The sequence below is a fragment of the Paraburkholderia kururiensis genome (genome assembly GCF_034424375.1).
Classification (GTDB): domain Bacteria; phylum Pseudomonadota; class Gammaproteobacteria; order Burkholderiales; family Burkholderiaceae; genus Paraburkholderia; species Paraburkholderia kururiensis_A.
In genome coordinates this window covers 2,723,496-2,750,156 of record NZ_CP139965.1, presented here as the reverse complement: position 1 = coordinate 2,750,156, position 26,661 = coordinate 2,723,496, and the positions used below count along the sequence as shown (strand labels likewise).

Below are 26,661 nucleotides of genomic sequence, written 5' to 3'. Positions count from 1 at the left end.
GCCGGGTTCAGCCCGAAAGTCCTCTTTGTTATGCTGTCGCCTCATCCGTGATCCATGCCGTTTTGGCGCGGTTCGCCGCCGTCTCTTTCGCAAAGGTCCATGCTGCAGCTTTTCTATTCCAACCGGTACGAGACGCTCGCCGATGCGCTGCTCGAAGACCTGCGGCACGCGCCGGAAGACCCGTGGAGCGCGCAGCCGGTCATCGTGCCGAACGCCGCGGTGCGGCGCCAGCTGGAACTCGACATCGCGAGGCGGTATGGCGTGTGCGCGAACATCGCGTTCGGTTACCTCGCGAGTTGGCTGTGGGCGCAGATCGGTCGGGTGATTCCGGTGCCCGAGCATTCGCCGTTCGCGCCGGACCGGCTCGTGTGGCGCTGTTATCGCTTGCTCGATGCCGCGGCCGGCGCCGAAGGCGCGCCGTGGCTCGCCTCGCCGCGGCTCGGAACCTATCTGCGTGCCGCCGACGACACGATGCGCTATGAACTGGCCCGGCGCATCGCCATGGTCTTCGATCACTACCTGACCTATCGGCCCGAGTGGCTGCTGCAATGGCAGGCCGGCCACTCGATCCTGGCGGCCGCCGCCGGCGAAGCGGCCGCGCCAGCTGCCGGGCCGCGTCTGCAATTGCCCGGTGCGAGCGAAGCCCAGCATGAAGACGAGCGCTGGCAGGCGGCGTTGTGGCGCGCGCTGTTGCAGGAAGTGGCGGGCGAGGGCCGGCCGCTTGCCGATGCAACGCCGCCTGCCTACCGCTTTCTCGACGTCGTGCGCACACTCGACCTCGATGCCGTGGCACGGGCACGCTGGCCGGAAGCTGTGAGCGTGTTCGCGTTGCCCACCATGCCGCCGCTGCACGTGGCGCTGTTGCGCGAACTGTCGCGCTGGATGGACGTGCGCCTCTACATGCTCAACCCGTGTCGCGAATTCTGGTTCGACATCGTGACCGAAGCGCGGCTCGAAGCGCTGGATGCAGCAGGCGAGCGCGACTATCACGAAGTGGGGCACCCGCTGCTGGCCGAATGGGGCCGGCAGACGCAGGCGCAACTGCACATGATTCATGAGTTGACCGAGAGCGCGGCATCGGGCGAGGCATCGGCTTACGAGCGAAACCCGCGGCCCACGTGGCTGGCGCGCATTCAGAACGCGATGCTCGATCTCGAGCCCGAAACGCAAACGCATACCGTGCCCGCGGAGCATGGCATCGAAGTGCATGTGTGCCACAGTCTCTCGCGTCAGCTCGAAGTGCTGCACGACCGGCTGCTCGGCTGGTTCGACGAGATCGAGGACTTGCAGCCGTCCGACGTGCTCGTCGCCGTGCCCGACCTCGGCGCGGCCGGTCCGCTGGTCGACGCGGTATTCGGCATCGCGTCGCCCGGCGAGACGCGCCGCATCCCTTATCGCATCACCGGTTTGCCGCCGTCGCAGGCCAACCCCGTGGCGCGCGTGCTGCTCGACTGGCTCGCGTTGCCGGAGCGCAGCGTCGGTGCGCCGGAGTTGATCGAGTGGCTGCGCGTCGACGCGATCGCCGCGCGTTACGGCATCGACGCCGCCGCGCTCGAAGCGGCCCAGACATGGCTCGCGGCGGCGGGCGCACGGCGTGGACTCGTGCCTGCCGAGCCCACGGGCGAGGACGTGCCCGTCGCGCGTCATACGTTCTCGGACGCGCTCACGCGGCTCTTTCTCGGCTACGCGCTGCCTGAGGGCGGCGAACCTGTCGACGCGTGGCTACCCGTGGAAGGTGCGGACGGTTCCGAGGCGGAACTGCTCGGCCGGCTCGCCCGTTTCGTCGACGACATCGACGCGTTCGCGCGCCGCTGTGCCGAAGGCAACACGCCTGCCGGGTGGAGCGCGCTGCTGCTCGACACGCTCGCGCAATGCTTCGATTCCGGTGTGGCCTTCGCGCCGATGCTGGCGGGCGCACGCGACGCAATCGACGCGATGGTGCGTGCCATGACCGACGGCATGGGCGTCGGTGCCGATGCCGCCGTGATTCCCGCGGCAGTCGTGCGCACGGCATTCGCCGAGGCGCTCGACGATCCCGCGCGCGGTGGCGTGCCGTGGGGCAGCGTCACATTCTCGTCGCTAACGAGCCTGCGCGGCCTGCCATACCGCGTGGTGTGCCTGCTGGGCATGGACGACGGCGTGTTGCCGAGCCTCGCGCGTGCCGACGAGTTCGACCTCATGGCGTCGTTCAGCAAGCCGGGCGACCGTCAGCGGCGCGACGACGAGCGCAATCTGTTCCTCGATCTGCTGCTCGCCGCGCGCGACCGGCTGCTGATCGCCTACACGGGCCGCAGCATTCGCGACAACGCGCCGCTGCCGCCGGCCGCGCTCGTGGACGAACTGCTCGACCATCTCGCCACGGTATCGGCGGGGCAAGGCGCCGGTCCCGACGAGGTCGAGGCCGCGCGACGCGCCTTTATCGTGGACCATCCGCTTCAGCCGTTCTCCGCCGACTACTTCGCGGCGTGGTCCGATCGCGCCGCGTCAGGCCGGGCCGCGACAGGCGAGGCCGCACGCGCCCTGTTCACCTACGACGCCGACCGCGCCGAACTGGCCGAACTGCTCGCATCGCGGCACGTCGAAGCACGCCCGCCGTTCTTCTCGCGGCCGTTGCCGGCCAGCACCGCGTCGCTCGTCGCGTTCGACGACTTCCAGCGCTTCTGGCGTCATCCCGCGCGCGCGCTGCTGAGAGACCGGCTCGGCATCGTGCTCGCAGACGCTCAGGCGGAACTGCTCGACACCGAGCCGTTCGAGCTCGACTACGCCGGCAGCGACGCACTTGCGGCGCGCCTCATGCCCATGCTGCTCGACACGCAGGAGCGCACCGATGCGCTGGAGCGCGCGCGGCGCGTGGCCGTGGCGAGTCCCGAATTGCCCGGCGGTGCGACGGGCGCCGTGTGGCGAGAGCGCGAACTCAACGCGTTGCGGCTACTCGCGGACCGGGTGCAGAGCGAGATTGCCGGTGGCGTCGAACGGTTGCCGTTCGCGCTCACCATCGATCCGCGCTGGCCGCACACAGACGACGTTGCGCTCTTCGGTGCGCACGAGCAGACCTTACGCGAAGCCGCCGAGGCGGCGCCGCTCGAATTGCACGGTTCGCTGAATCTGCTCACGGAAAACGGCCAGGTGATTTTCCGTTATGCCCGTCCCGGCGCGCGCGACTACCTGGCCGCGTGGCTTGCGCACCTCGTCTATTGCGCGGCGCAGCCCACCGGCCCTCGCCGCACGGTGTGGCACGGCAACGGCGAAACGTTTGAATTCGCTCCCGTGGATGCGCCGCTCGATAGCCTCGCGCCGCTCGCCGCGCTCTATCGGGCGGGGCAGATGTTGCCGCTGCGCTTCTTTCCGAGGAGCGCATGGAAGAAGTTCACCGAGAGCGAATCCGCTGCGCAGGGCGCCTGGATCAACGACCGCACAGGCGGCGAGTCCGACGACCCCGCCTGGCGCATCGCGCTGCGCGGCACGCCGCTTACGCTGGACGAGCCGTTCGGCACGTTGACCTCGCTCGTGTTCGAGCCGCTCGTCGCCCATCTGCGGAGCGCGTCATGACCGCCGCCACCACGCAGCGCCACGACGCGCCCGCCGAACTCGACGTGTTCGCGTGCCCGCTCGACGGCGTCAACCAGATCGAAGCGTCGGCGGGAACCGGCAAGACCTGGAACATCTGCGCGCTCTACGTGCGCCTGTTGCTGGAGAAGGACTGCAAGGCCGACGAGATACTCGTCGTCACCTTCACGAAAGCGGCCACGGCGGAACTGCACGAGCGCATTCGCGGCCGTCTTGCGCAGCTTCATCGCGAGATCGAACGGGCCATCGCGGAGCGAGACGGAGAGGGCGAGGCGGAGCCGGACGACCTCGATCCGTTCGTCGTGCGTCTCTTCGAAACCACGCTCGCACCGGAGCGCGGCATCGACCTCGATACCGCCGCGAAACGCGTGCGTCGCGCGTTGCGGATGTTCGACCAGGCGGCCATTCACACCATCCACGCGTTCTGCCAGCGCGCGCTGCAGGAAGCGCCGTTCGCGGCGGCGATGCCGTTCGCGTTCGAAATGGAGGCCGACGACGCGTCGCTACGCTTCGAGCTGGCCGCGGACTTCTGGCGTGAACAGGTCGAACCGGTCGCGGCCGCGCATCCCGCGTTTGCCGCCTGGCTCGTGGCGAACCGTGCGGGTCCGGCATCGCTCGACGCGCAACTGGCGCGCCGGCTCAAGAAACCGCTCGCCGTGCTGCGCTGGGATGGCCGGGCCGATGCAGCCGCAACCGGCGAAGACGCGCAGGCGCGCTTCGATGCCGCACGCGAACTCTGGTGCGCGGAGCGCGACACCATCGTGAGCCTGCTCGCCGAAGCGAGCGAGCGGCTCAGCAAAACCTCGCACAAGCCCGAGGCCGTGAGCGCGGCCATCGCCGCCTGGAGCGACTGGTTTGCCGAAGGCGATTGCCACGCGCCGCCGCCGCGCGCGGCGCTGAAGCTCACGGCGTCCGCGCTCAAGAAAGCGACGAAGATCAAGTTCACGCCACCCGAGCACGCGTTCTTCGCAATGGCCGACACGCTGGCCGCCGCCGCCGAGGCTGCCGAGGCGGCGCAGCGCGCGCGCTGGCTCGGGCTTGTCGAGGCGTGGCTCGATTTCGCGCCCACCGAACTGAGCGCGCGCAAGCGCACGCGTCGCGTCGTATCGTTCGACGATCTGCTCTCGAACCTGTATCGCGCGCTTGGCGCGCATCCCTGGCTTGCCCAGACACTGCGGGCCCGCTATCCGGCCGCGCTCATCGACGAATTCCAGGACACCGACCCGCTGCAGTTCTCGATTTTCAGCCGCATCTTCGCGCCGCGCGGTCCGCTGTTTCTGGTCGGCGATCCGAAGCAGGCCATCTACAGTTTCCGGGCCGCGGACCTGCACACGTATCTGGCCGCGCGCGATGCCGCATCGCATTGCTACACGCTGGCGGTCAATCAGCGCTCCACGCGGACTATCGTCGATGCGTGCAATCGCCTCTTCGAGACCAATCCGCGGGCGTTCGTGCTCGATCGCCTCGACTATCAGCCGGTGCGGGCCGGCTCGCGCGAGCGCCCGCCGTTGCATGACGATGCGGCGACGGGCGCGGATTTCCGCGTGTGGATGCTGCCGGAAGGCGCGAAGACCGAGGCAGCTGCGCGGGACGAAGACGCGATGCTCAGCAAGAGCGCCGCGCAGCGCGCAGCCAGCGAGGCGTGCGCGCAGGAAATCGTGCGGCTGCTGCGCGGTGCGCGCGAGGGGCGCGTCACGATCGGCTCGGCGCCGCTTACGCCCGGCAACATCGCGGTGCTCGTGCAGACGCATCGGCAGGGCAGTCTCGTCAAACGGATGCTCGCGGCATGGGGCGTAGGCAGCGTGGAGCTGGCCCAGGCATCGGTGTTCGAGACGCTCGACGCCGAGCAGATCGAACGCGTGCTGGCCGCCATCGATACGCCGGGCGACCTGCGTCGCCTGCGTGCAGCACTTGCAACAGACTGGCTCGGTCTCGACGCGGCCGCGCTCTGGCGCCTCGAACAGCTGGCTGACGCTCCGTCGGGAGAGGACGACCCCGCGCACGCGGCCGATGCCATGAGCTGGGTCGAACGCTTCTCGCGTTATCGGGCGCTATGGCACGAACGGGGCTTCGCCATGATGTGGCGCACGCTGATGCGTGAGCTGCGCGTCGCGCAGCGCATCGTCAGTGGACCCGAGGGCGAGCGCCGGCTCACGGACGTGAACCATCTCGCCGAACTCGTGCAGGCACGCGCGTCGGTCACACCGGGCATTGCGCCCACGCTGCGCTGGCTTGCCGCGCAACGCGCCCAAGGCGGCGGCGAAGAGGCGCAGTTGCGTCTCGAATCCGACCGCAATCTCGTGCAGATCGTGACCGTGCACAAGTCCAAGGGGCTCGAATACGCGGTGGTGTTCTGTCCGTTTCTTAACGACGGCGGATTGCGCGATGCGCCTTCGTCGGGCCTGCCCGACGCGCGCGAGTACCACGACGAAGCCGGCCATGCCGTGCTGCATTACGGTTGCGGCGAAGACGAAGCGCGCGAGGCGGACCGCTACGCCCAGCGCGAACAGGCGGCGGAGCGCGCGCGGCTCGTCTATGTGGCGCTGACGCGCGCGGTTTATCGATGTTATCTGGTCGCCGGTCCTTATCTCGCCTCGCGGTCTACCAGGGAATCGCAGCGCAGCGTGCTGAACTGGCTCGTGGCCGGCGCCGGCCGCGACTTCGAAACGTGGCTTGCCGATCCGCCCGATGTGCCCGTGCTCGGCGAGCAGTGGCGCGCGCTCGCAGGCGGGCCCATATCGGTCGAATCGTTGCCGAAGGTGGCGGGACGTGTGCCGCTCCAGGCCGATATCGCGGCCGGGGCACGCATGCAGGCGCGCGCGAGCCGGCGCGTCTTGCGCGACCCGTGGCGCCTTGCGAGCTTCAGCTCGCTTGTGGCCGACGGCGCGAGCCGCGGCGAAGCGTCGTCCGCAAACGAAGATGCGCGGCCCGATCACGACGAACTGGCCGACGTCACACCTGACGCGACGCCCTGGATCGCGGCTCGCCCGGCGGCTCTGCCAGCGGACGACATTCTCGCGTTTCCGCGCGGCGCCGCGGCAGGCGAATGCCTGCACCGCATGTTCGAACTGGCCGACTTCTCCGACCCAGGCACGTGGCCCGAGGCCGCCCGGCGCGCGCTCGTGGAGCGTCCCGCGCCCGCCGCGCCCGAACTCGTCCCGCGTTTGCCGGCGATGATGGAGAAGCTGCTCGCGGACGTGGTGGCCGTCGACCTCGTGCCGGGCATGACGCTCGCGTCGCTCGATCCTGCACGCCGTCTCAACGAGTTCGAGTTCGTGTTTCCCGCCGACGCGCTGGATCTCGCCGCGTTGCGCGCGCTGCTTCTTGCGCACGGCTATCCCGACGTCGCACTCGAGCCCGGCACGTTGCGCGGCTTCGTGAAGGGTTTCATCGACATGATCGTGGAACACGACGGACGCTACTGGATCGTCGACTGGAAATCGAACCACCTCGGCGACGCGCCCGAAGATTACGATGCGCCCTCGCTCGGCGAGGCCATGTCGGCTCACGCATATCATCTGCAGGCGCTGCTTTACACGGTCGCGTTGCACCGCTATTTGCGTACGCGGTTGCGCGATTACACGTACGACACGTATATCGGGGGCTACCTGTACCTGTTCGTGCGCGGCGTACGGGTGGCCTGGCGCGCGAGCGGCAAGGCGGGCGGGGTGCACGTGGGCAGATCTTCGGCGGCGCTCGTCGAGGCGCTCGATGCGCTGATGGGCGGAGGCGAGGCATGAGCACGACGGAACGACTATCGGGCGCACCCGCCGGCACCGTCATGCCGGCTCCGGCGGACTTCAGCCTCGCGCTGGCAGAAGGCTTCGCGGCGAGGGTCGGCATGCTGGCGAGGCGGCTCGGTGCCCACACGAGCAGCGTGCGCTGGGCGCAACGGGCCGCGTTTGCTGCGAGCCGCGCAACGTCGGAAGGGCACGTGTGCGTACCCCTGTCGGCGCTCGCGAGCCGTGACGGCGACGACATCGCCGAGATCCGCGCGGCGCTTCTTGCAAGCGGTGTGGCCTGCGACGGAACGCAGAAGGCCGAGGCCTTGCGGCCGCTCGTGATCGACGCGGCGGACCGGCTCTATCTCGCGCGCTATTACGATTACGAGCGGCGCCTCGCGCGATTGCTGGTGGCCCACGCGCAGGGCTCGCCTGCGGTCTCCGATGCATACGTGAAAGGGCTGCAGGATAAGCTCGAGCGCTTCTTCGGACCGGCGCCGCACGGCGAGGTGGACTGGCAGCGCGTGGCGGCGGTGACGGCCTTGTCGGGCCGGCTCACCATCGTGAGCGGCGGACCTGGCACGGGCAAGACGACGACGGTGGCGGGGCTCTTGGCGTGTCTGCTCGACACTCAACCGGATTTGCGCATCGCGCTGGCCGCGCCCACGGGCAAGGCCGCGCAGCGCATGCAGGAAGCGCTGCTTGCGCGTGCGGCCACGCTTCCCGCGGAGCTGGCCGCGCGATTGCCCACGACCTCCTACACGCTTCATCGGCTGCTCGGTCAGTCGCCGGGCGGCGGATTTCGCCATCACCGCGACAACCCGTTGCCGTACGACGTCGTGGTGGTGGACGAGGCCTCGATGATCGACGTGGCGATGGCGACGCATCTACTCGACGCGCTCGCACCGCGTACGCGGCTCGTCATGCTCGGCGACAAGGACCAGCTGGCGGCCGTCGAGGCAGGCGCCGTGTTCGCGGAATTGAGCGCGCGTCCGGCGTTCAGCCGGCAGGGCGTCGAGCGCATCGCGACGGCGTTGGGAATCGGTGCGGATCAATTCGAGGCGGCCTTGCCCGATACGGGCGGGAGGCCGTTGGGCGCAATGGGCGCAGGGAATTCGCCACATGGCAGTCGTCACGTTGGACAGGCAAACAATGCTGCACATGGCGACCTGTTCGACCCGCGGCCGCCCGAAGAGGAAGCGAAGTCCGCAACGATACCCGGCCCGGCTGTCGCGGCGACTGCGGTGCTCACGGATTGCGTCGTCTGGCTGGAACGCAATTACCGCTTCGGGCTCGACTCACCGATTGGCCGGCTCTCGCTTGCTATTCGCCGCGGCGACGCGCAGGCGGCGCTAGAGGCGCTGGCGTCCGGTGGCGCAGCCGGAAGTGACGCGGTGCCCGCCAATCCGGCTGTCTTTTATGAAGACGACAGTGCGCCACTTTCGGAGCGAACCGCTACCCGACTGGCCGGTGCGTTCGCTCCGTATGCGCAGGCGCTTCGTCGTGCGCTCGCGGCGCCCGTGCCCGATCCCGTACCGCTGTTCGATACGCTCAACCGGTTTCGCGTACTGTGCGCGACGCGCCTCGGCGCACGCGGCGTCGATGCCCTCAACGCACTGATCGCCGCCCGCGTGCGTCGCGCGGCCAACGTGCTGGTCGGGATAGGGGCGAACTGGTACGCGGGCCGCCCGGTCATGGTGACCCGCAACGACTACGCGCTCGGTCTCTTCAACGGCGACATCGGTATCGCGCTGCCGGGCGCGGACGGCGTGCTGCGCGTGTACTTCCGTACCAGCGATGGCGGCGTGCGAACCGTGTCGCCTGCCGCCTTGCCGCCTCACGACACGGCGTTTGCGCTGACCGTCCACAAATCGCAGGGCTCGGAGTTCGACCATGCGGCGCTGGTGCTGCCGGCCGGCGCGAGCCGCGTGCTGTCGCGTGAACTCGTGTACACGGCCATCACGCGGGCCCGCGAGCGCGTCGAGGTGGTGGGGTCACGCGCGGTCTTCGCCGAAGCCGTCGCGACGCCGACCCAGCGGGACTCCGGGCTTTCGGCGCGAATCGCCGAAGCGTTGCGCGAAGCAAACCAGGAGGACAAAGCATGAATGCGCGATACGCGATACCGCCCAACGAAATCGAGTTGACCGCGGTCCGCGCGCAGGGCGCGGGCGGGCAGAACGTCAACAAGGTATCGAGTGCGATTCACCTGCGCTTCGACGTGCGGGCGTCGTCGCTGCCCGAGGTCATCAAGATGCGCCTGCTGGCGTTGCATGATCGTCGCGTGACGCGCGAAGGCGTCGTCATCATCAAGGCGCAGGAGTATCGGACTCAGGAAATGAACCGCGCGGCGGCGCTTGCGCGGCTCGACGAGCTGATCGAAAGCGTGAGTGTGACGCGCAAAGCCAGGGTGGCGACGCGACCTACGCGCGCGTCGCAGACGCGTCGCCTCGACAGCAAGACGAAACACAGTGCGCTCAAGGCGGGGCGAGGCCGCATCGCCTTCGACTGACGAAAGCGGGGCAGGCCTGCTATTGCGACGACGCGTGCGGCCGTTCGCCGAGAAAGTCGACACACAGCACGTGAAGCTTGCCTGCGTGCGTGACCGCGACGGCCGCCGTGTAGCAATCCGCGCCCTCGGTGAGCGAGCAGTGCGGTCCCATGATGGCCACCCGCCCTGGCGCCGCGATGGCACGACGGAAATAGTCGCGCCGCGACCAGTTCGAATGGGTATCGGGAAAAAGCGGCGCGAGACGCGCGGGAGGGGGCGGCAGATGCGCTGCCGCAATCGAGGGCTGCTCCTGCTCGCCTGACTCGTTCGTGACGAAGACGCGACAGGCTTCGGCCACGTGAAACGCCACCTGAGCGGCTTGCTCGAGATCGCCCGTCTTCGCGAACGCGCTGCCGGCGTCGGCGGCAGCGCGTGTGAAGTCGTCGAAAGAAGGGCGCTGGCGACGCGCGTGCCGGCGTTCGTAGGACGCGTAGCGTTTCCACATCGAACGCAACTGCGCGGGCGCGGCGGCGCCGGCCGCGCGAATCGACGCATTCGGCTGGCCGAACCAGAAGCCCTGCACGAAATCGATGTCGGCGCGCATCAACACCATCAGCTCTTCCTCGGTTTCCACGCCCTCGGCGAGCACCAGCGTGCCCGCCTGATGAAGCATGGTGACAAGGTGGCCGATGAACGATGCGTCGCCGCCGTGCAGCGCCGCGCGCGTGACGAGCGAGCGGTCCAGCTTCACGATGTTGGGCCGGTAGCGCCAGACGCGATCGAAATTCGAGAAGCCGGTGCCGAAGTCGTCGATGGCGATGAGGAAGTCGCGCGGCTGGGAAGCGGCCATCGCCGCGACGGCGGCTTCGTCGTCGGCACGGTGTTCCAGCACTTCGATCACCACGCGCTCGTAAGGCAGACCGAAGTACTCGCACAATTGCTCGATGAACGCGCGATGCGGCCAGCCCGTTTCGAATGCCTGCGGCAGGGCGTTGAGAAAGAGCCAACCCGTTTCGATGCGCTGCTCGACGAAATTCGCGACGTGGAGGCAGCGCGTGAGCGGGTCGAGCTGCACCGGATCGCTGGCGGATTTGGGCTGCGCGAAAAGCGTTTCGGGCGCCACGGGCTGGCCGGCGGAGTCGGTTGCGCGTGTCAGCGCTTCATAGCCCACCACCCGCTGATGGGTGATCGACAGCACCGGCTGAAACACGCTCGACAGCGCATAGTCTCGCCATGTCGCTGTCCAGCCGGACTCGTTGCGCGCGAGATGCGGCAGCAGGGCGGTAATCGTCCGGTCTTCGACTATGGACATGGCAAAACGCCGAAGTGTGATGTCTGGAAGGGCGATGGCAATCGCGTTCCACGCTCGCCAAGTCGCGGCGAGCGGGGAGCGCGGATCGTGGCCGCCGGTGTAGCCCGTGTGAAACGCAATGCGCGATTGCAGCGCCGGCATTGCAATGCCCCGTCTGCTGCCGTGATTCGACTCAATGGCGCAAGTCGAGGCGAGTCTAACAGTTTGGGCGTTCGGCGAATGTTCGGGTAATCACGTTGCTCGCCATCAGGCATGACGTTGCAGGGCAACGATTGTCGTGGTGCTGCAACGTGGTGCGCATCGTGGGATTTCACCGCGAAGCGCGGCGATGGGATGCCGACAAATGGCGAGTTGTCGTGCTGGCTGTCGGGCATGACATCGACGGCCATTCCACGCCGGTTTCGACGGCGCCGTACCGAAAGTCCGCAGAGGACTCTTTTCATACGGGACGGCACCGCACGACTGCTCATCGCAGGCCCGACTGACCGCATCGCCGCCGCGCCGACGTGTGCGCCCTCCGCGACCTCAATGCGCCGCTTGCGGGACGTCGAGAATCAGGATGATCGTCCAGTCGGCATCGCCGTCGTGGTGATATTGACGTTCTGCAACGATGAACGGTTGCTGCTTGCCTTGAGGCCCGAGGAACAGCACGTCGCCCTCCATAGGCAGGCATTCGACCGGCGGCAGCGCAAGGAAGGCTTCCTTGTCGCCGCGCGGCATCAGCTTCTCGATCTTGCGGGATGCCGCTTCGGTCCATTCGATGTCCAGCTGGATATTGCTCATTGAGTCCTCCGCACCGGGTGGGCGCATGCTTGCTCGCGTGCCGGGCCGTGACTGCAGGCCCGACAGGGGATAAAGGAAAAGTGCGCGACTTTAGCATACCGACACCGGGCCATCGACCGACAGTAGACCGTTAGGCCACGTGACCCCGCGCACCCCAGAAGACCGCCATCTGCGGCCGCCCAATCTGACTAAAGTCGCACGGCGCCATTGCAGCAAATGTGTCGCCGAAAAGCAAAACAGGCCGGTGCCGGTAATCCGGCATCGACCTGTCTTGTGGGATGGCGGGCGCTGCCCTGTGCGGCCGCGCCCTGCCTTACATGCTTGCGCCCGAAGCGGCGGCAGCCTTGCCCGCCTTCTTGTGATGGCGCGCCGGGCCATGATGGCGCATGGGCTTGGCCGGTGCGGCTTCGGCCGGCTGCTGCGACTGCAGCGCCTGGGCACGTTGCTCGATGTCGGCGGCCTTGGCCGGATCGGTGCTCATCGTAATGCCGGTGTCGGACTGCGCGTAAGCGGCGCCGGTCAGTGCGGAAAGGGAAACCAGAATGGCGAGGGACACTTTCTTCATCGTTACCTCCGTAGGAGCGGTTTATGGACCCAGCTGGTGCCTGTCCAGTCCAAGAAGACGTTTGGAGAGACAATTCATTCTAACGAGCAATATGGGATCCAGATGACGGCGAGTTACACAACTGACGCATAGTTACATGTCGTTACATCTTCGTGCCGACTGTGACGGCCCCAGTGCACGCGGCTTGTCGTCGCATGTCGACTGCGCGGCGACCCATTGATGGCGATCCGGTACGGGCTATGCATGATGGGTCAGCCGCGCGATTGGACAGCCGGCCCTTCTGCTCAGAACCACCCGATGCGCCGGTAAACATGGAATTGCGCGATGCCGACAAGCTCGTGCAATGCCGTCTCGGCTGCCGCGAGATTCGACAGTCTCGGCAGCCAACCGCATTTCGCGTGCCGCACGTTGGACACGACCGGCTGTGGGGCGTACCCGAAGCGGTGAAAGTCGAGCATGGCCCGCGGCATCTGGTACGCCGATGTCACGAGCATCAACGAATCGTAACGTTGATGCTGCAGAATCGCCCCGACGTTCCGGGCATTCTGATAGGTGTTGAGGCTCGTATTGTCGAGAGCGATGTCGTTGCGCGCCACGCCGAGCGCGAGCAGGTAGGGCAGGTAAGTATCGGCCTCCGACGCCGGGTGCCGTTGCGGATTGCCGCCGCTCACGATTACACGGCAGCTCGCCCCATCGCTGTGACACCTGCGGTAGAGCTTCGATACGGTCACGATGCGCGCCATGGCGTCATGCTTGGGGACGAGCACGTTGTCGTCGCTAAATTCTGTGCCGCTGCCGAGCATGACGATGACCGTAGCTCCCGTGCCAGTGAACGTCACAGCGGTTGTCGCCAGGTCGTAAGGAGTGCGATAGATCGCGGGTTGTGCCCAGTCGAGTAGCGGCTGGGCGAGCCACCCGGCGGCGAACAACCAGAAGAGCGCTGCCGCGGCAACGGCGATAGCTCTGCGCGCGCTGCGCCACAGCATGAAAGCGATCACGAACAGCGCGAATAAAGTCGATAAAAGCAATTTATTTGCGGTAATGTATGGATTTTCCGGTGAACGTGCGTGTAGCCATCGCGCCTTCAAGGTTGCATCGTCCGCGCGCGCAAGGAACGGTAGCACGACGTTCGTACGGGGACCGGAATAAACGCGGCCGCCGCGCAAGGTCAGCCATGCCTCGCTGCAGGATGACCATGCCGGAGCGGCCGCAATGTCCGCCGCGCGTGTAAGCGCGCACAGGCGCCAGTGCCGCCGGCCATGCCGCGGTCTGTTGCGCCTGCGGGCCGGCACGGCGACGTCGGATCGGGTTGTGTCATAGCTGCACTTTGAGAAAGAAGCGAGATGACGACGTATTCCAACGAAGCGGTACTCGAAGCATTGCGGCGCGCGCAGTATCGTCAGGTCCCCTGGGCCCGGCGTCCCGAGGTGTTCGAATATCTTCGCGCCCTGGGGTTGATGGAGACGGTGCGGCAGCGTACGGTGGCACCGGCGCCCGGTTTTCATGCGCCGGTCGACATTGCAGTGCTCACCGATCGTGGCCGCGCGGAGTTCGCCAGACTGGCCCGCGACGAACGGTCCCTGCAATGGGAATCCTGCCGCATGAGCGACTACGTGGCGCGCCAGTGGCACGAAGCCGACCTCGAGGCACGTCATTAACGGGTGCCGATGACATAGGCCGTCGAGCCCGCCCCTCCCGACGGCGCCGTCATCTTCACTGGCTGCAAGGCACAAAAAAAACCCGTATCGCGAGATACGGGCTTACCGGATTACTGCTGCCACGCTGTGCTTGATGGCATTCGGTAGACCGCGTGGTCGGCACGGGGTTCCCGCAGCATTTGCCCACAGCCTCATTTGCGTGGCGACGCCCGGCGGGTATTCGGCATCGGCGGCTCCGGCCGTTCGCGAACATTGCTCGCGATGTCGCCGCGCAGATCGCCGCGCGGCGCAGGCGGCGTGAAGCCGCGGCCGCGCATGCCATCTTCCCGCCAGGTCTGAATCGTTGCGGGCCGCTCGGGACGCCAGTTCCAGCCCTGCGGCCGCTGTTGCGCATGAACTGCGACCGCCAGCCACGAAACCAGCGCGACCAGCAGGCCGCGCGCAAGCCGTGGTGCCAATTTCATGGCGCTTTCCTGTCAAGCCAGTCGTGCTGGACCTGTTTGCATGTTCCTACCGTATGCTGGTAGGCGAAAGCAGGCTGTAAATAATAGTAAAGAGATGTTTCGCTGAACGCTGAAGAACGATGCGGACGCAGGGGCGTTGCAGCCAGGCCGGGCTGATGCGGATGCTTGAGGACGGCAACCGCAGAGGCGGGGAGGCCGCTTCGGAACCGACTCTACCGTGCGCTACGGCTAACGCGTGAGGCACGGCTGCGGCAAGCAGGGGGCGATAAAGGAAGGGGGGAGGAGGATCGAAAGCACACCGGGCGCACGAAAGCGCCCGGTGTCGAAGAAAAGGGCTTTGTGCTCAGGCCATCTTGACCGGCGCGCGCCAGGACTCGGGATTGGTCCAGAAGGCGCCGCGCAGCCGGTCGCGGCTCGGCGGTGCCGGCGGCTTGGCGGCCGTCGCGCCGATGCGTCCGCGCAGCGAAATCTGCCGGCCGCTCGAACTGAGGCGCTTCACAATTTCGGCGAGCGTACCGTCGGCCTGCCACTCATCGAAACGGCGGCGGCACGTCGGCGGCGACGGATAGCGGCCCGGCAGCTTCGACCAGCCTTCGCCCGTCGACAGGACCCACAGCACCGCGTTGACAACTGCACGCGCTTCGACACGAGGCCTGCCGCGCCGCTCGCTCCGTGCGGGCTCCGCACAGAACAACGCCTCGACCAGCGCCCACTCGTTATCTCTCAAATCGTCGAACAGCATCATGTTTCACCTCAGCGAAGCTAACTCCGGTGCGCTGCCCCGCGCCGCGCACTCTTCACGCACCCCGTGGAGTGCCAGGAGGGACCGGGCTTGCCGCGACGGAAAGGTGCATCGTCGCGGGCGTTGCCGGCCCTGTGCGCATTCCTTTGCATGAAGCGTGCCATGTACGCAGCATTCACCTGTAAGCCGCGCGGCATCAAGCTCACGCGGGCGCTAGCCAGGGGCGTATAAGAATCCAAAATGCACATCCCGCAAATCGGGACAATCACCAATCTTGTGCAGTAAGGCTCGTCCAGCGTGCGTTTGCGCTCTATTGCTGCATTGCCGCGAATAGTTGTGCACCGTTGGCCTGTTTTTCGATGCAGGACAGACCGGCGGCCACATGCCGCCGGCGCGGCACGGCGACAGGGTAGAATGCGCATCAATCAACTCCACTCATGAGATGGCGCAATGAATGTGACGCTGCGGCAGTTGCGGGTGTTCATCGAAGTCGCCCGGCGGCAGAGCTTCAGCCGCGCCGGCGACGAGATCGGGCTCACCCAGTCCGCCGTAAGTCGCTGCGTGCGTGAACTGGAGGCGGAAATCGGCCTGAAGCTGATCGATCGCACCACGCGCGACGTGCAGCTCACGGACGTCGGCGCCAATCTCGTCGCGAGCGTGTCGCGCCTGCTTGCCGACCTCGACGATACGTTGCGCGAAGTTCGCGAGATCGGTGAGCAGCGGCGCGGGCGCGTGGTCGTCGCGGCGAGTCCGACCGTCGCGTGCCGGCTGATGCCGCGCGTCATCGCGGCATGCGGGCGGCAGTTTCCGTATGTCGCGCTCGGCCTGCGCGACGACGTGCAGAGCGATGTGGTGCGCAAGGTGCGCTCGGGCGAGGTGGATTTCGGCGTGATCATCGGACCGTTTGCGGCCGAGGACCTGACGAGCGAGACGGTCATGACCGATTCGTTCTGCGTGGTCATGCGTCACGACCACGCCTTGGCGGGGCGCCGTGAGGTGGCCTGGAAGGATCTCGATGGCGAGCAACTGGTCATGCTCGATCAGGCTTCCGGCAGCCGCCCCATCATCGACGCCGTGATGAACGAGCAGGGCGTGCACGTCACGGTGGCTCAGGAATTAGGGCATTCGGCGACGGTGTACGGCCTCGTCGAGGCGGGCATCGGCCTGAGCGTGCTGCCATGGCTCGCGCTGCCGCTGCCGGCTGGGTCGTCGCTCGTGGCGCGGCCGCTCGTACCGCGCGCGGAGCGTACTGTCGCGCTCGTGCGCCGGCGCGACCGCTCGCTGTCTCCGGCCGCGGAGGCGGTCTGGGCGCTCATCGGACAGATGCCGAAGCGCGCCGAAGACCTGGAGTGAGATCGCGCGATGCAGCGCAGGCACAGTCCGCCGTTCGAATGTCCCGTGACGTTCACTGCGAGAGACCGGGCCTGAATCGCCTGTGCGGACGTGCACGTGAGCTGGCCGTAAGGCGCGTTACACTGGCGGCTTTCCCGGAAACCGACGGGCGCGTTGCCCAATGAGAACCTGAATGAGTGCGTCGATGAACGAGCTCGATCCGTCGTTGCGAAGCTCCGCTGCGCTGGATGCGTCCACCCCTTTCCCTTCCCCCGCGTCGGGCGCGCCTCGTGCCCGCGATGCCGTGCGCGACCTGCGGCCTTCGCAGATCCGCGAGGTGGCGAACGCCGGTTTCGGGCTCGATGACGTGTTGCCGTTCTGGTTCGGCGAGTCGGACCGGGTGACGCCGGCGTTCATCCGCGACGCGGCGAGCGCGTCGCTCGCCGCGGGCGGGACGTTCTACACGCACAACCTCGGCATCGCGCCGCTGCGTGCGTCGATTGCGCGTTACGTGAGCGGCCTGCACGGCGAGACGTCGTCGGACCACGTGGCCGTGACGAGCGCGGGCGTCAATGCGCTGATGCTCGCGGCGCAACTCGTCGCCGGCGCCGGCGATCGCGTCGTCACGGTGACGCCGCTGTGGCCGAACATCGTCGAGATTCCGAAGATTCTCGGCGCGCGCGTGGAAACCGTGGCGCTGAACTACGGCGCGGCCGGCTGGACGCTCGATCTCGACCGGCTGCTGGCCGCTCTCACGCCGGACACGAAGCTGCTCATGATCAACTCGCCGAACAACCCGACGGGTTGGGTGATGAGTCGGGAAGACCAGCAGGCGGTGCTCGATCACTGCCGAAGGTACGGCATCTGGATCGTCGCCGACGAAGTCTACGAGCGCCTCTATTACGGCGAGCCGGGTGCCCTGACGGCCCCTTCGTTTCTCGACCTCGCGGGGCGCGAGGAGCGTGTCATTTGCGTCAACTCGTTTTCGAAAGCATGGCTGATGACGGGCTGGCGCCTCGGCTGGATCGTCGCGCCGCGAGCGCTGATGGACGACCTCGGCAAGCTGGTGGAGTACAACACGTCGTGCGCGCCCGAATTCGTGCAGCGCGCCGGTATCGCCGCGATCGAGCAGGGCGCGGACTTTACGCTCGAACTCGTCGCCAGTCTGCGCGCCTCGCGCGATCACCTGGCTCGCCTGCTTCGCGAGCACGCCGGCATCGACGTGAAAGTGCCGGCCGGCGCCATGTACCTGTTCTTTCCGGTGCCGGGAGGGCAGAACAGTCTCGAGCTGTGCAAGGCGCTGGTGCGCGAGGCCCATCTTGGGCTCGCGCCGGGCAGTGCGTTCGGCCCCGAGGGCGAAGGGTTCGTGCGGTGGTGCTACGCGTGTGATCTGGCGCGACTCGACGTCGGCGTCGAGCGGCTGGCGCGGTTTCTCGCGCAACACGGTCTGCGCTGATGAGGGCGTGGCGGCCGATAGTCGTGTGAATGCAGTGTGAGCATCGACGCGGCCTCAGTCTCCCGGTTCAGCGCGTACAAGGCGGTCTGCTTGCGCCGCCCGATGCCATGCGCATAAGGCCGATCGGCCCATGTCGATGCGGCTTTGGCGCCTTTGTGAACGCGGCTGAACGCCTTCACGGTGCGCCGGGGATTTCGTCTTTACGCACCGGAGGTTTTTGCGTAAGATGGCGCTCAGTCACGCGAGTCCTGCCTAAGGAATTTCGCTGCTCCGTCCGGCTGGGTCTGGCTACAAAGCCCGCTTCACGGCCCCCCGGCGCGTGCTCCCATCAATATGACCGATCAGAAATCGGGCGAGCGCGTCTCCAGTTCCATTTCGTCTGTCTGATCCGGTTTCCTGAACCTGACATAAGGTCTGACCTGGCTGCATGAATACTCAAGAGGCGAAGATCGTCCTCGAGACTGCTTTGATTTGCGCGCAGGAGCCGCTCAAGATCGGTGATTTGCGCAAGCTGTTTGCCGACGGCGTTTCCGCCGACGCGGTACGCACATTGCTCGAAGATCTCAGGCATGACTGGTCGGGGCGGGGCGTCGAACTGGTCGGCCTCGCTTCGGGCTGGCGCTTTCAGAGCAAGCCGGCAATGCGCCCGTACCTCGACCGGCTGCATCCCGAGAAGCCGCCCAAATACTCGCGAGCCGTGCTTGAAACGCTGGCGATCATTGCATACCGGCAGCCGGTCACGCGCGGCGATATCGAAGAGATTCGCGGCGTCACGGTGAATACGCAGGTCGTCAAGCAGCTCGAAGATCGCGGCTGGATCGAGGTGATTGGACATCGCGATGTGCCGGGCCGTCCAGCGTTGTACGCCACGACGCGCCAGTTTCTCGACGACCTGGGCCTGACGTCGCTCGAAGAACTGCCGCCGCTGGATGACCCGTCCGCACAGCTCAATGTCGAGATGCTGGGTCAAAGTGCCATCGACTTCGCCGACGAGGCTGAAGCTGCGGCGGAGGCTGCGGGCGAAAACGAAGTTCAGAGCGGTAACGGCGTTGAGATGGCGGAGGCGGCGCACGAAAGCGTCACGACCGGAGCCTCGAGCCAACTGGCGCAAGCCGAAGAGATTCCGTCCGCCGATGTGCCTCAAGCGCCGTTGCATGCGGCTGAGGCCGGCAACGGTAGCAGTACCGAAACACAAGAATCGATTGCCGGCAGCGAGTCTGCCGGCGATGAACCGTCTCTGGCCGGCAAGGGGCCGGCGGACGACGAGAACGTTGACGCTGCGCGGGGCGAATCCGCCGTGCGCGAGGCCAACGGCGAACACGGCGAGGCAACTGCTTACGGACACCGTCCGGAGCAGGACGCCGACGAAGCGCCGCAAGACGGCCGCGACGCGGAGCAGGATCGGGACACACCGGTCAGCCCCGAAGCCGCGTCCCGTAACGCCTGATCCGAACAAACACCTGTGCCGCGCCCGCAAGGGGCGCGCGCGACCTGACATTTCGAGGTTGTTTTGACACATACCCATGACACCGATTCGACCGGGGCGTCCGAGTCCGGGCGTGCCGCGCAACCGGCTCAAGCCGGCGAGCAAAACGTGACGACCGGCGCCGATGGCGCGCAAGGCCAGGGCGGGCAGGGCGAGGATCGTCCGCGCCGTGGCCTGCGCCGGGGGCCGCGCAGTCTGATTGCTCGCCGCCGGGCAGGCGCGAAGGCGAAGAATGCCGAAGGTGGGGCCGAACAGTCCGCGCCCGCAGCCGTTACGGAAGCACCGCCCGACGGCGTCGTCGTCGCTCAGGTGCGCGCGCCGCGCAAGGAGAAGGGGCCGAAGCCCGAAGGCGGGCGTCGCAACGCATCCGCGGGCAAGCGTCAGAAAGGCCAGGGTCGCGGTCAGGGTGACGCTCCGCAAGGTCAGCAGGGTTCGGCGGGCGCGAGCGGGGACGGCGCCGCCCAGGACGACCTGTTCCTCTATGTGACGTCCCCGGCTTTCGACGCCGACAACAGTACACCGGGTTCGGGCGTGCGTGCGCCGATGCTGCGCCGCGGCCGTCCGCAGGCGCCCAAGCGCGTGCTCTCCCCGGACGACGACGCACCCAAGCTCCATAAGGTTCTTGCCGAGGCCGGCATGGGCTCGCGCCGCGAGATGGAAGAGCTCATCATCGCCGGTCGCGTTTCGGTGAACGGCGAGCCCGCGCACATCGGCCAGCGCATCCTGCCGACCGACCAGGTCCGCATCAACGGCAAGCCCGTCAAGCGCAAGCTGCAAAGCAAGCCGCCGCGGGTGCTGCTCTACCACAAGCCCGCGGGCGAGATCGTGAGCCATGCCGACCCCGAAGGCCGTGCGTCGGTCTTCGACAAGCTGCCGCCCATGAAGACGGCCAAGTGGCTCGCAGTGGGCCGCCTCGACTTCAATACCGAGGGTCTGCTGATGCTGACGACCTCCGGCGACCTCGCCAACCGGTTCATGCATCCCCGTTATAGCGTGGAGCGTGAGTACGCGGTGCGGGTGGTGGGCGAGCTGACCGAAGGTTCGCGTCAGAAACTCTTGCGTGGCGTCGAACTCGACGATGGTCCCGCGAACTTCCTGCGTATTCGCGACGGCGGCGGCGAAGGGACGAATCACTGGTATCACGTCGCGCTCGCCGAAGGCCGTAACCGCGAGGTGCGGCGCATGTTCGAGGCGGTCGGTCTGATGGTGAGCCGGCTCATTCGCACGCGGCACGGCCCGATCTCGCTGCCGCGCGGCCTGAAGCGCGGCCGTTGGGAGGAACTCGAGGACAACCAGGTGCGCAGCCTGATGTCGTCGGTGGGCCTGAAGGCGCCTGTCGAGGAGAAGGGTGGTCGCAACGGCGCACCGGAGCGCCGCCAGCCGGACCCGATGGAGACGTCGATGGGCTTCATCCACAAGGAGCCTGTGTTGACCGCGCACGGCAACTTCAACCAGCCGCGTCAAGGCCGTCGAGGCGGCGCGGGCGGGATGGGCGGCGGTGTCGGCGGCTTCGGCAATAACGCCGGGCAAGGTTACGGTGGCCGCGGTGGCCACGCGGGCAGTCGCGGCGGCATGGGCGGACAAGGCGGTCGCGGGGGGCGCGATGTCGACGGCAACCGGGCGCCGGCTCCGGCCAAGCGCGCCTCGGGCAAAGCCGCCCCGAAAGCCAATCCGAACGCCAATGCCGGCGGCAACCGCCGTTCAGGCAGCAACGGTACGGGCGGGCAGCGCGGTGGACAGCGCGGACCGCAGCGCAACCGCTCTCGCGGTCACTGACGCACGGGGGCGGCGCGAAACTCGAAGTGAAAACCCTTGAGAATCAAGGCGTGTCGCCCCATATGGTCAAGCATCGGGAAGCCTTGCCGGTTTGCGTTCATATCGGAAAAAGGCTACAATTGCGAAGTCGCTGGGCGCGCGGTTTCACGATGTGCGGCTCAGGTGCGACCACCGGTTAGAAGAAGATGGGCGTTCAGCCCATTTTTTTTTGGTCGAAACGGTTGGGCATCTCGGGTCGGGCGGGAACGGAACGGGCGCGCCCGCCTGGTGCGCAGCCCGCGCGAGATGTTCGCAGGCTTGTCGCGCGAACATCTGGAGTGGGCATTGTGCAATTGACGGAACTGATAGAAACCACGGTCTCGGGCCTCGGCTACGAACTGGTCGATCTCGAACGCACCGGGCGCGGCATGCTGACCGTGTATATCGACCAGCCCCAGGGCATTGCGATCGAAGATTGCGAAAAGGTCACGCGTCAGTTGCAGCACGTCCTGACGGTCGAAAACATCGACTACGAACGGCTCGAGGTTTCGTCGCCCGGTCTCGACCGCCCGCTCAAGAAGCTGGCGGACTTCGAACGCTTCGCGGGAAGCGAAGTGGTGATCACGCTGAAAAAGCCATTGGACGGACGGAAATCGTACCGGGGCATCCTGCATGCTCCCGACGGTGAAACGATCGGTCTGGAATTCGAAGGGAAAGAAGGCGCTGCAATGCTCGATTTCACGCTCGCGGATATCGACCGCGCGCGCCTTGTGCCCAAAGTTGACTTTAGGAGCCGCAAATAATGAGTCGCGAAGTGTTGATGCTGGTGGATGCGCTGGCACGCGAGAAGAATGTCGACAAGGACGTGGTCTTTGCCGCCCTTGAAGCGGCGCTTGCATCGGCATCGAAGAAACTCTTCGACGAAAACGCGGACATCCGCGTCCATATCGACCGGGAAAGCGGCGAGCACGAGACGTATCGCCGCTGGCGCGTCGTGCCGGACGAGGCGGGCCTCCAGGAGCCGGACCAGGAAATCCTGCTGTTCGAAGCGCGCGAGCAGAAGCCCGACGCGCAGGTGGACGACTACATCGAGGAACCGGTGCCGTCCATCGAGTTCGGCCGCATCGGCGCGCAGGCCGCCAAGCAGGTGATCCTGCAGAAGGTGCGCGACGCGGAGCGCGAACAGATCCTGAACGACTTCCTCGAGCGCGGCGAAAGCATCATGACGGGGTCCGTCAAGCGTCTCGACAAAGGCAACTTCATCGTCGAGTCGGGCCGTGTCGAAGCGCTGCTGCGCCGCGACCAGCTGATTCCGAAGGAAAACCTGCGTGTGGGCGACCGCGTGCGCGCCTGGATCGCGAAGGTCGACCGCACGGCGCGTGGTCCGCAGATCGAGCTGTCGCGCACGGCGCCCGAATTCCTCGTGAAGCTTTTCGAGATGGAAGTGCCGGAGATCGAGCAGGGCCTGCTGGAGATCAAGGCCGCCGCACGCGATCCCGGCGTTCGCGCGAAAATCGGCGTCGTGGCGTACGACAAGCGTATCGATCCGATCGGCACCTGCGTCGGTATTCGCGGCTCGCGTGTGCAGGCCGTGCGCAATGAGCTCGGTGGCGAAAACGTCGACATCGTGCTATGGTCGGAAGATCCCGCCCAGTTCGTTATCGGCGCGCTCGCGCCGGCTGCTGTCCAGTCGATCGTCGTCGACGAGGAAAAGCATTCGATGGACGTCGTCGTCGACGAAAGCGAACTGGCTGTCGCGATTGGCCGTAGCGGCCAGAACGTGCGGCTTGCCAGCGAGCTCACCGGCTGGCAGATCAACATCATGACGCCGGACGAATCCGCGCAGAAGCAGAACCAGGAACGTACGGTTCTGCGCGATCTGTTCATGGCGCGGCTCGACGTGGACGAGGAAGTCGCCGACATCCTGATCGACGAAGGCTTTACGAGCCTCGAAGAGATCGCCTACGTGCCGCTCAACGAGATGCTCGAAATCGAGGCGTTCGACGAGGACACGGTGCACGAGCTGCGCAACCGCGCACGCGACGCGCTTCTCACGATGGCGATCGCCAACGAAGAGAAGGTGGAGAGCGCCGTGCTCGACCTGAAGAGCCTCGACGGCATGGACGCGGACCTTCTCGCGAAGCTCGCCGAGCAACAGATCCATACGCGCGACGACCTCGCGGAGCTGGCAGTCGACGAACTGGTCGAGATGACAGGAATGGAAGAGGACGCCGCCAAGGCGTTGATCATGAAAGCACGTGAACACTGGTTCCAGTGAAAGATGACCAGGACCTGAACGGGACCCGACCATGAAGCACTGAACCTGACGCGGCCGGATGTCGAAGGGCCGCACGATCCGATGTCAACCGCAAGGAATGGATCCTTGCATCAAGAGGAATGAATGGCGAGTAACAACGTAGCCCAATTTGCCGCGGAACTGAAAATGCCTGCTGGCGTCCTGCTCGAGCAGTTGCAGGCGGCAGGCGTCCAGAAAGCGAGCGAAGACGATGCCCTGTCCGAGACGGACAAGGCGCGTCTGCTCGACCACTTGCGCAAGTCCCACGGTTCCACCGACGGCGACAAGCGCAAGATCACGCTGACGCGCCGGCATACGTCGGAGATCAAGCAGTCCGACGCGACGGGTAAGGCTCGCACCATTCAGGTCGAAGTGCGCAAGAAGCGTACGTTCGTCCGCCGCGACGAGTCGGCCGAACAGGCCGAGGCATCGAATCATGCGACCGCTGAGGACGAACTCGAGCTCCAGCGCCGTGAGGAACAGGCGCGCCGTGAAGCCGAGCTGCTCGAGAAGCAGGCTCAGGAATTGAGGGAGCGTCAGGAGCGGCTGGAACGCGAAGAAGCGGAGCGTCGCGCTCGCGAAGAAGCGGCTGAAGCCGAGCGCCGCCGTGCCGAAGAGGAAGCGGCGAAGAAGCGCGCGGCGGCCGAAGCGGCAGCCCGCGAGCTGGCTGCGCAGACGGTCGAAGCCGAACGTACGGCGACGACCGAACAGGACGAAGCACGCGCCGCAGCCGAGCGCGCGGCCCAGCGTGAAGCGGCGAAGAAGGCCGAAGACGCTGCCCGCGAGGCATCCGAGAAGGCGCGCGCCGAGCAGGAAGAGATCGCTCGCCGCCGCGCCGCTGCGGAAGCCGAGGCACGCGCGATCCGCGAAATGATGAACACGCCGCGCAAGGCGCAGGTGAAGGCGCCGGAACCGGCGAAGCCGGTCGAGGCACCCAAAGCCGCCGAGGCGAAGGGTACGCTGCACAAGCCCGCGCGTCCGGCCGGCGAAGTTGCGCGCCCCGCAGTCAAGAAAGCCGGCGCACCGGCACCGGCCGCAACGCCCGCGTCGCCCACGGCGCCGGCAGGCGATCGCGCCAAGAAGCCCGGCGGCAAGGGCGGCTGGCAGGACGATGCCGCCAAGCGTCGCGGCATCAAGACGCGCGGCGATACCAGCGGCGGCGTGGATCGCGGCTGGCGTGGCGGTCCGAAGGGCCGGGGCAAGCATCAGGATGCGGGTTCGGCCTTCCAGGCGCCCACCGAGCCGATCGTGCGCGAAGTGCATGTGCCGGAAACCATCACGGTGGCCGACCTGGCTCACAAGATGTCGGTGAAAGCGTCCGAAGTCATCAAGGTCATGATGAAGCTCGGCCAGATGGTCACGATCAACCAGGTGCTCGACCAGGAAACGGCGATGATCGTCGTCGAAGAACTGGGCCACCGTGCGGTTGCGGCCAAGCTCGACGACCCGGAAGCGCTCCTTGTCGAAGGCGAGGCCTCCGACGCGGAAATGCTGCCGCGTCCGCCGGTCGTCACGGTGATGGGCCACGTGGACCACGGCAAGACCTCGCTGCTCGACTACATCCGCCGCGCGAAGGTGGCGGCGGGCGAAGCGGGTGGCATCACGCAGCACATCGGCGCTTACCACGTCGAAACGCCGCGCGGCGTGATCACGTTCCTCGACACGCCGGGTCACGAGGCCTTCACGGCCATGCGTGCCCGCGGCGCGAAAGCGACGGACATCGTGATTCTCGTGGTGGCGGCCGACGACGGCGTCATGCCGCAGACGAAGGAAGCCATCGCGCACGCGAAGGCGGCCGGCGTGCCGCTCGTCGTGGCCATCAACAAGATCGACAAGCCGGACGCGAATCCTGAGCGCGTGAAGCAGGAGCTCGTCGCCGAAGGCGTCGTGCCGGAAGAATACGGCGGCGATTCGCCGTTCGTGCCGGTGTCCGCCAAGACCGGCGCCGGCATCGACGATCTGCTCGAAAACGTGCTGCTGCAGGCCGAAGTGCTGGAACTCACGGCACCGGTCGATGCGCCGGCCAAGGGCCTCGTGATCGAAGCGAAGCTCGACAAGGGCAAGGGCCCGGTTGCAACGGTGCTCGTGCAGTCCGGTACGCTGAGCCGCGGCGACGTCGTGCTGGCAGGCAGCGCCTATGGCCGCGTGCGTGCGATGCTCGACGAAACCGGCAAGCCGGCGAGGGAAGCCGGCCCGTCGATCCCGGTCGAAATTCAGGGTCTCTCGGAAGTGCCGGCCGCAGGCGAGGAAGTCATCGTGCTGCCGGACGAGCGCAAGGCGCGCGAAATCGCTCTGTTCCGTCAAGGCAAGTTCCGCGACGTGAAGCTGGCGAAGCAGCAGGCCGCGAAGCTCGAAAGCATGCTGGAGCAGATGGGCGAGGGCGAAGTCCAGAACCTGCCGCTCATCGTCAAGGCCGACGTGCAGGGCTCGCAGGAAGCGCTGGTGCATGCGCTGCTCAAGCTGTCCACCGACGAAGTGCGCGTGCAGATCGTGCACGGCGCCGTGGGTGGCATCACGGAAAGCGACGTCAACCTGGCAACGGCTTCGAAGGCGGTCATCATCGGCTTCAACACGCGGGCCGACGCTCAGGCGCGCAAGCTGGCCGAGACCAACGGCGTGGATATCCGCTACTACAACATCATCTACGACGCTGTGGATGAGGTGAAGGCGGCCATGTCCGGCATGCTGGCGCCGGAGAAGCGCGAGACCGTGACCGGCATGGTCGAGGTCCGTCAGGTCTTCAAGGTGCCGAAGGTCGGCACGGTGGCCGGCTGTATGGTTACGGACGGTGTGGTCAAGCGCACGTCTTCGGTGCGCGTGCTGCGCAACAACGTGGTCATCCACACTGGCGAGCTCGACTCGCTGAAGCGCTTCAAGGACGACGTCAAGGAAGTGAAGCAGGGCTTCGAGTGCGGTATGTCGATCAAGAACTTCAACGATATCGTCGAAGGCGATCAGTTCGAAGTGTTCGAGATCACCGAAGTGGCGCGTACGCTGTAATACCAGGCGCTACGCATCCGGGCGGGGCGGGCGCA

General features: G+C 66.7%; 17 protein-coding genes and 1 pseudogene. 12 read left to right on the top strand and 6 right to left on the bottom strand.

The genetic code is table 11. From position 1 onward, the window contains the following. The first annotated feature begins 99 nt into the window (after positions 1–99). The 4 genes from recC to arfB are packed head-to-tail and all read left to right on the top strand — an operon-like array spanning position 100 to position 9,798. Positions 100–3,549 carry an exodeoxyribonuclease V subunit gamma gene (gene recC, locus U0042_RS12310; protein WP_114811010.1) on the top strand — a complete coding sequence of 1,150 codons (3,450 nt, stop codon included), beginning with the start codon at positions 100–102 and terminating at the stop codon, positions 3,547–3,549. Further along, positions 3,546–7,307 carry an exodeoxyribonuclease V subunit beta gene (recB, locus tag U0042_RS12305; RefSeq protein ID WP_114811009.1) on the top strand — a complete coding sequence of 1,254 codons (3,762 nt, stop codon included), beginning with the start codon at positions 3,546–3,548 and terminating at the stop codon, positions 7,305–7,307. Before recC ends, recB begins: the two co-directional genes overlap by 4 nt. Next, a complete protein-coding gene (locus U0042_RS12300) occupies positions 7,304–9,394 on the top strand; it encodes an AAA family ATPase (RefSeq protein WP_198665303.1) in 2,091 nt (696 codons plus the stop codon). Before recB ends, U0042_RS12300 begins: the two co-directional genes overlap by 4 nt. Further along, positions 9,391–9,798, top strand: coding sequence for an alternative ribosome rescue aminoacyl-tRNA hydrolase ArfB (arfB, locus tag U0042_RS12295; protein WP_114811008.1), 408 nt, complete (start codon positions 9,391–9,393; stop codon positions 9,796–9,798). Before U0042_RS12300 ends, arfB begins: the two co-directional genes overlap by 4 nt. A 19-nt stretch (positions 9,799–9,817) precedes the next feature. On the opposite strand, the gene U0042_RS12290 is transcribed toward arfB, so the two are convergent. The 4 genes from U0042_RS12290 to U0042_RS12275 form a co-directional block, all read right to left on the bottom strand. After that, positions 9,818–11,089 carry an EAL domain-containing protein gene (locus tag U0042_RS12290; RefSeq protein WP_114811175.1) on the bottom strand — a complete coding sequence of 424 codons (1,272 nt, stop codon included), beginning with the start codon at positions 11,087–11,089 and terminating at the stop codon, positions 9,818–9,820. 525 nt (positions 11,090–11,614) lie between these two features. Then, entirely contained in the window at positions 11,615–11,872 is a 258-nt protein-coding gene (locus U0042_RS12285) for a hypothetical protein (RefSeq protein WP_017776534.1), read from the bottom strand. A gap of 313 nt (positions 11,873–12,185) precedes the next feature. Continuing rightward, positions 12,186–12,437 carry a hypothetical protein gene (locus U0042_RS12280; protein WP_114811007.1) on the bottom strand — a complete coding sequence of 84 codons (252 nt, stop codon included), beginning with the start codon at positions 12,435–12,437 and terminating at the stop codon, positions 12,186–12,188. 284 nt (positions 12,438–12,721) lie between these two features. Then, positions 12,722–13,465, bottom strand: coding sequence for a YdcF family protein (locus U0042_RS12275; protein WP_419150526.1), 744 nt, complete (start codon positions 13,463–13,465; stop codon positions 12,722–12,724). Between the two features lie 315 nt (positions 13,466–13,780). On the opposite strand from U0042_RS12275, the gene U0042_RS12270 reads away from it, so the two are divergent. Next, on the top strand, positions 13,781–14,095 hold the full coding sequence (locus U0042_RS12270) for a hypothetical protein (RefSeq protein WP_114811006.1): 315 nt from the start codon (positions 13,781–13,783) through the stop codon (positions 14,093–14,095). A 191-nt stretch (positions 14,096–14,286) separates the two neighbouring features. Here the strand turns inward: U0042_RS12270 and U0042_RS12265 are convergent, their stop codons facing one another. Then, positions 14,287–14,559 carry a hypothetical protein gene (locus tag U0042_RS12265; RefSeq protein ID WP_114811005.1) on the bottom strand — a complete coding sequence of 91 codons (273 nt, stop codon included), beginning with the start codon at positions 14,557–14,559 and terminating at the stop codon, positions 14,287–14,289. Between the two features lie 346 nt (positions 14,560–14,905). Further along, positions 14,906–15,301 (bottom strand): annotated as a pseudogene (locus U0042_RS12260) (transposase); the annotation flags it as partial. Positions 15,302–15,751: 450 nt separating this feature from the next. Between U0042_RS12260 and U0042_RS12255 the strand changes: the two are divergent. The 7 genes from U0042_RS12255 to infB all read left to right on the top strand — a co-directional run bounded on the left by U0042_RS12255 (position 15,752) and on the right by infB (position 26,626). Then, complete coding sequence (locus U0042_RS12255; RefSeq protein WP_114811003.1) at positions 15,752–16,654, top strand: LysR family transcriptional regulator; 903 nt, start codon at positions 15,752–15,754, stop codon at positions 16,652–16,654. A gap of 184 nt (positions 16,655–16,838) precedes the next feature. Then, the gene (locus U0042_RS12250) at positions 16,839–18,089 is read left to right on the top strand and encodes a pyridoxal phosphate-dependent aminotransferase (RefSeq protein ID WP_232833372.1); all 1,251 of its coding nucleotides are present in this window, start codon (positions 16,839–16,841) and stop codon (positions 18,087–18,089) included. 427 nt (positions 18,090–18,516) lie between these two features. Next, positions 18,517–19,536, top strand: a complete 1,020-nt coding sequence (scpB, locus tag U0042_RS12245; RefSeq protein WP_114811002.1) for an SMC-Scp complex subunit ScpB — start codon at positions 18,517–18,519, stop codon at positions 19,534–19,536. A gap of 63 nt (positions 19,537–19,599) precedes the next feature. Further along, on the top strand, positions 19,600–21,351 hold the full coding sequence (rluB, locus tag U0042_RS12240) for a 23S rRNA pseudouridine(2605) synthase RluB (RefSeq protein WP_114811001.1): 1,752 nt from the start codon (positions 19,600–19,602) through the stop codon (positions 21,349–21,351). Between the two features lie 326 nt (positions 21,352–21,677). Further along, the gene (rimP, locus tag U0042_RS12235; RefSeq protein ID WP_114811172.1) at positions 21,678–22,133 is read left to right on the top strand and encodes a ribosome maturation factor RimP; all 456 of its coding nucleotides are present in this window, start codon (positions 21,678–21,680) and stop codon (positions 22,131–22,133) included. Next, on the top strand, positions 22,133–23,608 hold the full coding sequence (nusA, locus tag U0042_RS12230; RefSeq protein ID WP_017776545.1) for a transcription termination factor NusA: 1,476 nt from the start codon (positions 22,133–22,135) through the stop codon (positions 23,606–23,608). Before rimP ends, nusA begins: the two co-directional genes overlap by 1 nt. A gap of 123 nt (positions 23,609–23,731) precedes the next feature. Further along, a complete protein-coding gene (infB, locus tag U0042_RS12225; RefSeq protein ID WP_114811000.1) occupies positions 23,732–26,626 on the top strand; it encodes a translation initiation factor IF-2 in 2,895 nt (964 codons plus the stop codon). Positions 26,627–26,661 lie beyond the last annotated feature (35 nt).

Excerpts from the sequence above, each read along its gene's own strand:
- U0042_RS12285 (WP_017776534.1), bottom strand. The coding sequence starts at position 11,872 with ATGAGCAATATCCAGCTGGACATCGAATGGACCGAAGCGGCATCCCGC.
- U0042_RS12300 (WP_198665303.1), top strand. The coding sequence starts at position 7,304 with ATGAGCACGACGGAACGACTATCGGGCGCACCCGCCGGCACCGTCATG.
- recC (WP_114811010.1), top strand. The coding sequence starts at position 100 with ATGCTGCAGCTTTTCTATTCCAACCGGTACGAGACGCTCGCCGATGCG.
- U0042_RS12270 (WP_114811006.1), top strand. The coding sequence starts at position 13,781 with ATGACGACGTATTCCAACGAAGCGGTACTCGAAGCATTGCGGCGCGCG.
- scpB (WP_114811002.1), top strand. The coding sequence starts at position 18,517 with ATGAATACTCAAGAGGCGAAGATCGTCCTCGAGACTGCTTTGATTTGC.
- U0042_RS12255 (WP_114811003.1), top strand. The coding sequence starts at position 15,752 with ATGAATGTGACGCTGCGGCAGTTGCGGGTGTTCATCGAAGTCGCCCGG.
- recB (WP_114811009.1), top strand. The coding sequence starts at position 3,546 with ATGACCGCCGCCACCACGCAGCGCCACGACGCGCCCGCCGAACTCGAC.
- U0042_RS12290 (WP_114811175.1), bottom strand. The coding sequence starts at position 11,089 with ATGTCCATAGTCGAAGACCGGACGATTACCGCCCTGCTGCCGCATCTC.
- nusA (WP_017776545.1), top strand. The coding sequence starts at position 22,133 with ATGAGTCGCGAAGTGTTGATGCTGGTGGATGCGCTGGCACGCGAGAAG.
- U0042_RS12265 (WP_114811005.1), bottom strand. The coding sequence starts at position 14,559 with ATGAAATTGGCACCACGGCTTGCGCGCGGCCTGCTGGTCGCGCTGGTT.
- arfB (WP_114811008.1), top strand. The coding sequence starts at position 9,391 with ATGAATGCGCGATACGCGATACCGCCCAACGAAATCGAGTTGACCGCG.
- infB (WP_114811000.1), top strand. The coding sequence starts at position 23,732 with ATGGCGAGTAACAACGTAGCCCAATTTGCCGCGGAACTGAAAATGCCT.
- U0042_RS12280 (WP_114811007.1), bottom strand. The coding sequence starts at position 12,437 with ATGAAGAAAGTGTCCCTCGCCATTCTGGTTTCCCTTTCCGCACTGACC.
- U0042_RS12250 (WP_232833372.1), top strand. The coding sequence starts at position 16,839 with ATGAACGAGCTCGATCCGTCGTTGCGAAGCTCCGCTGCGCTGGATGCG.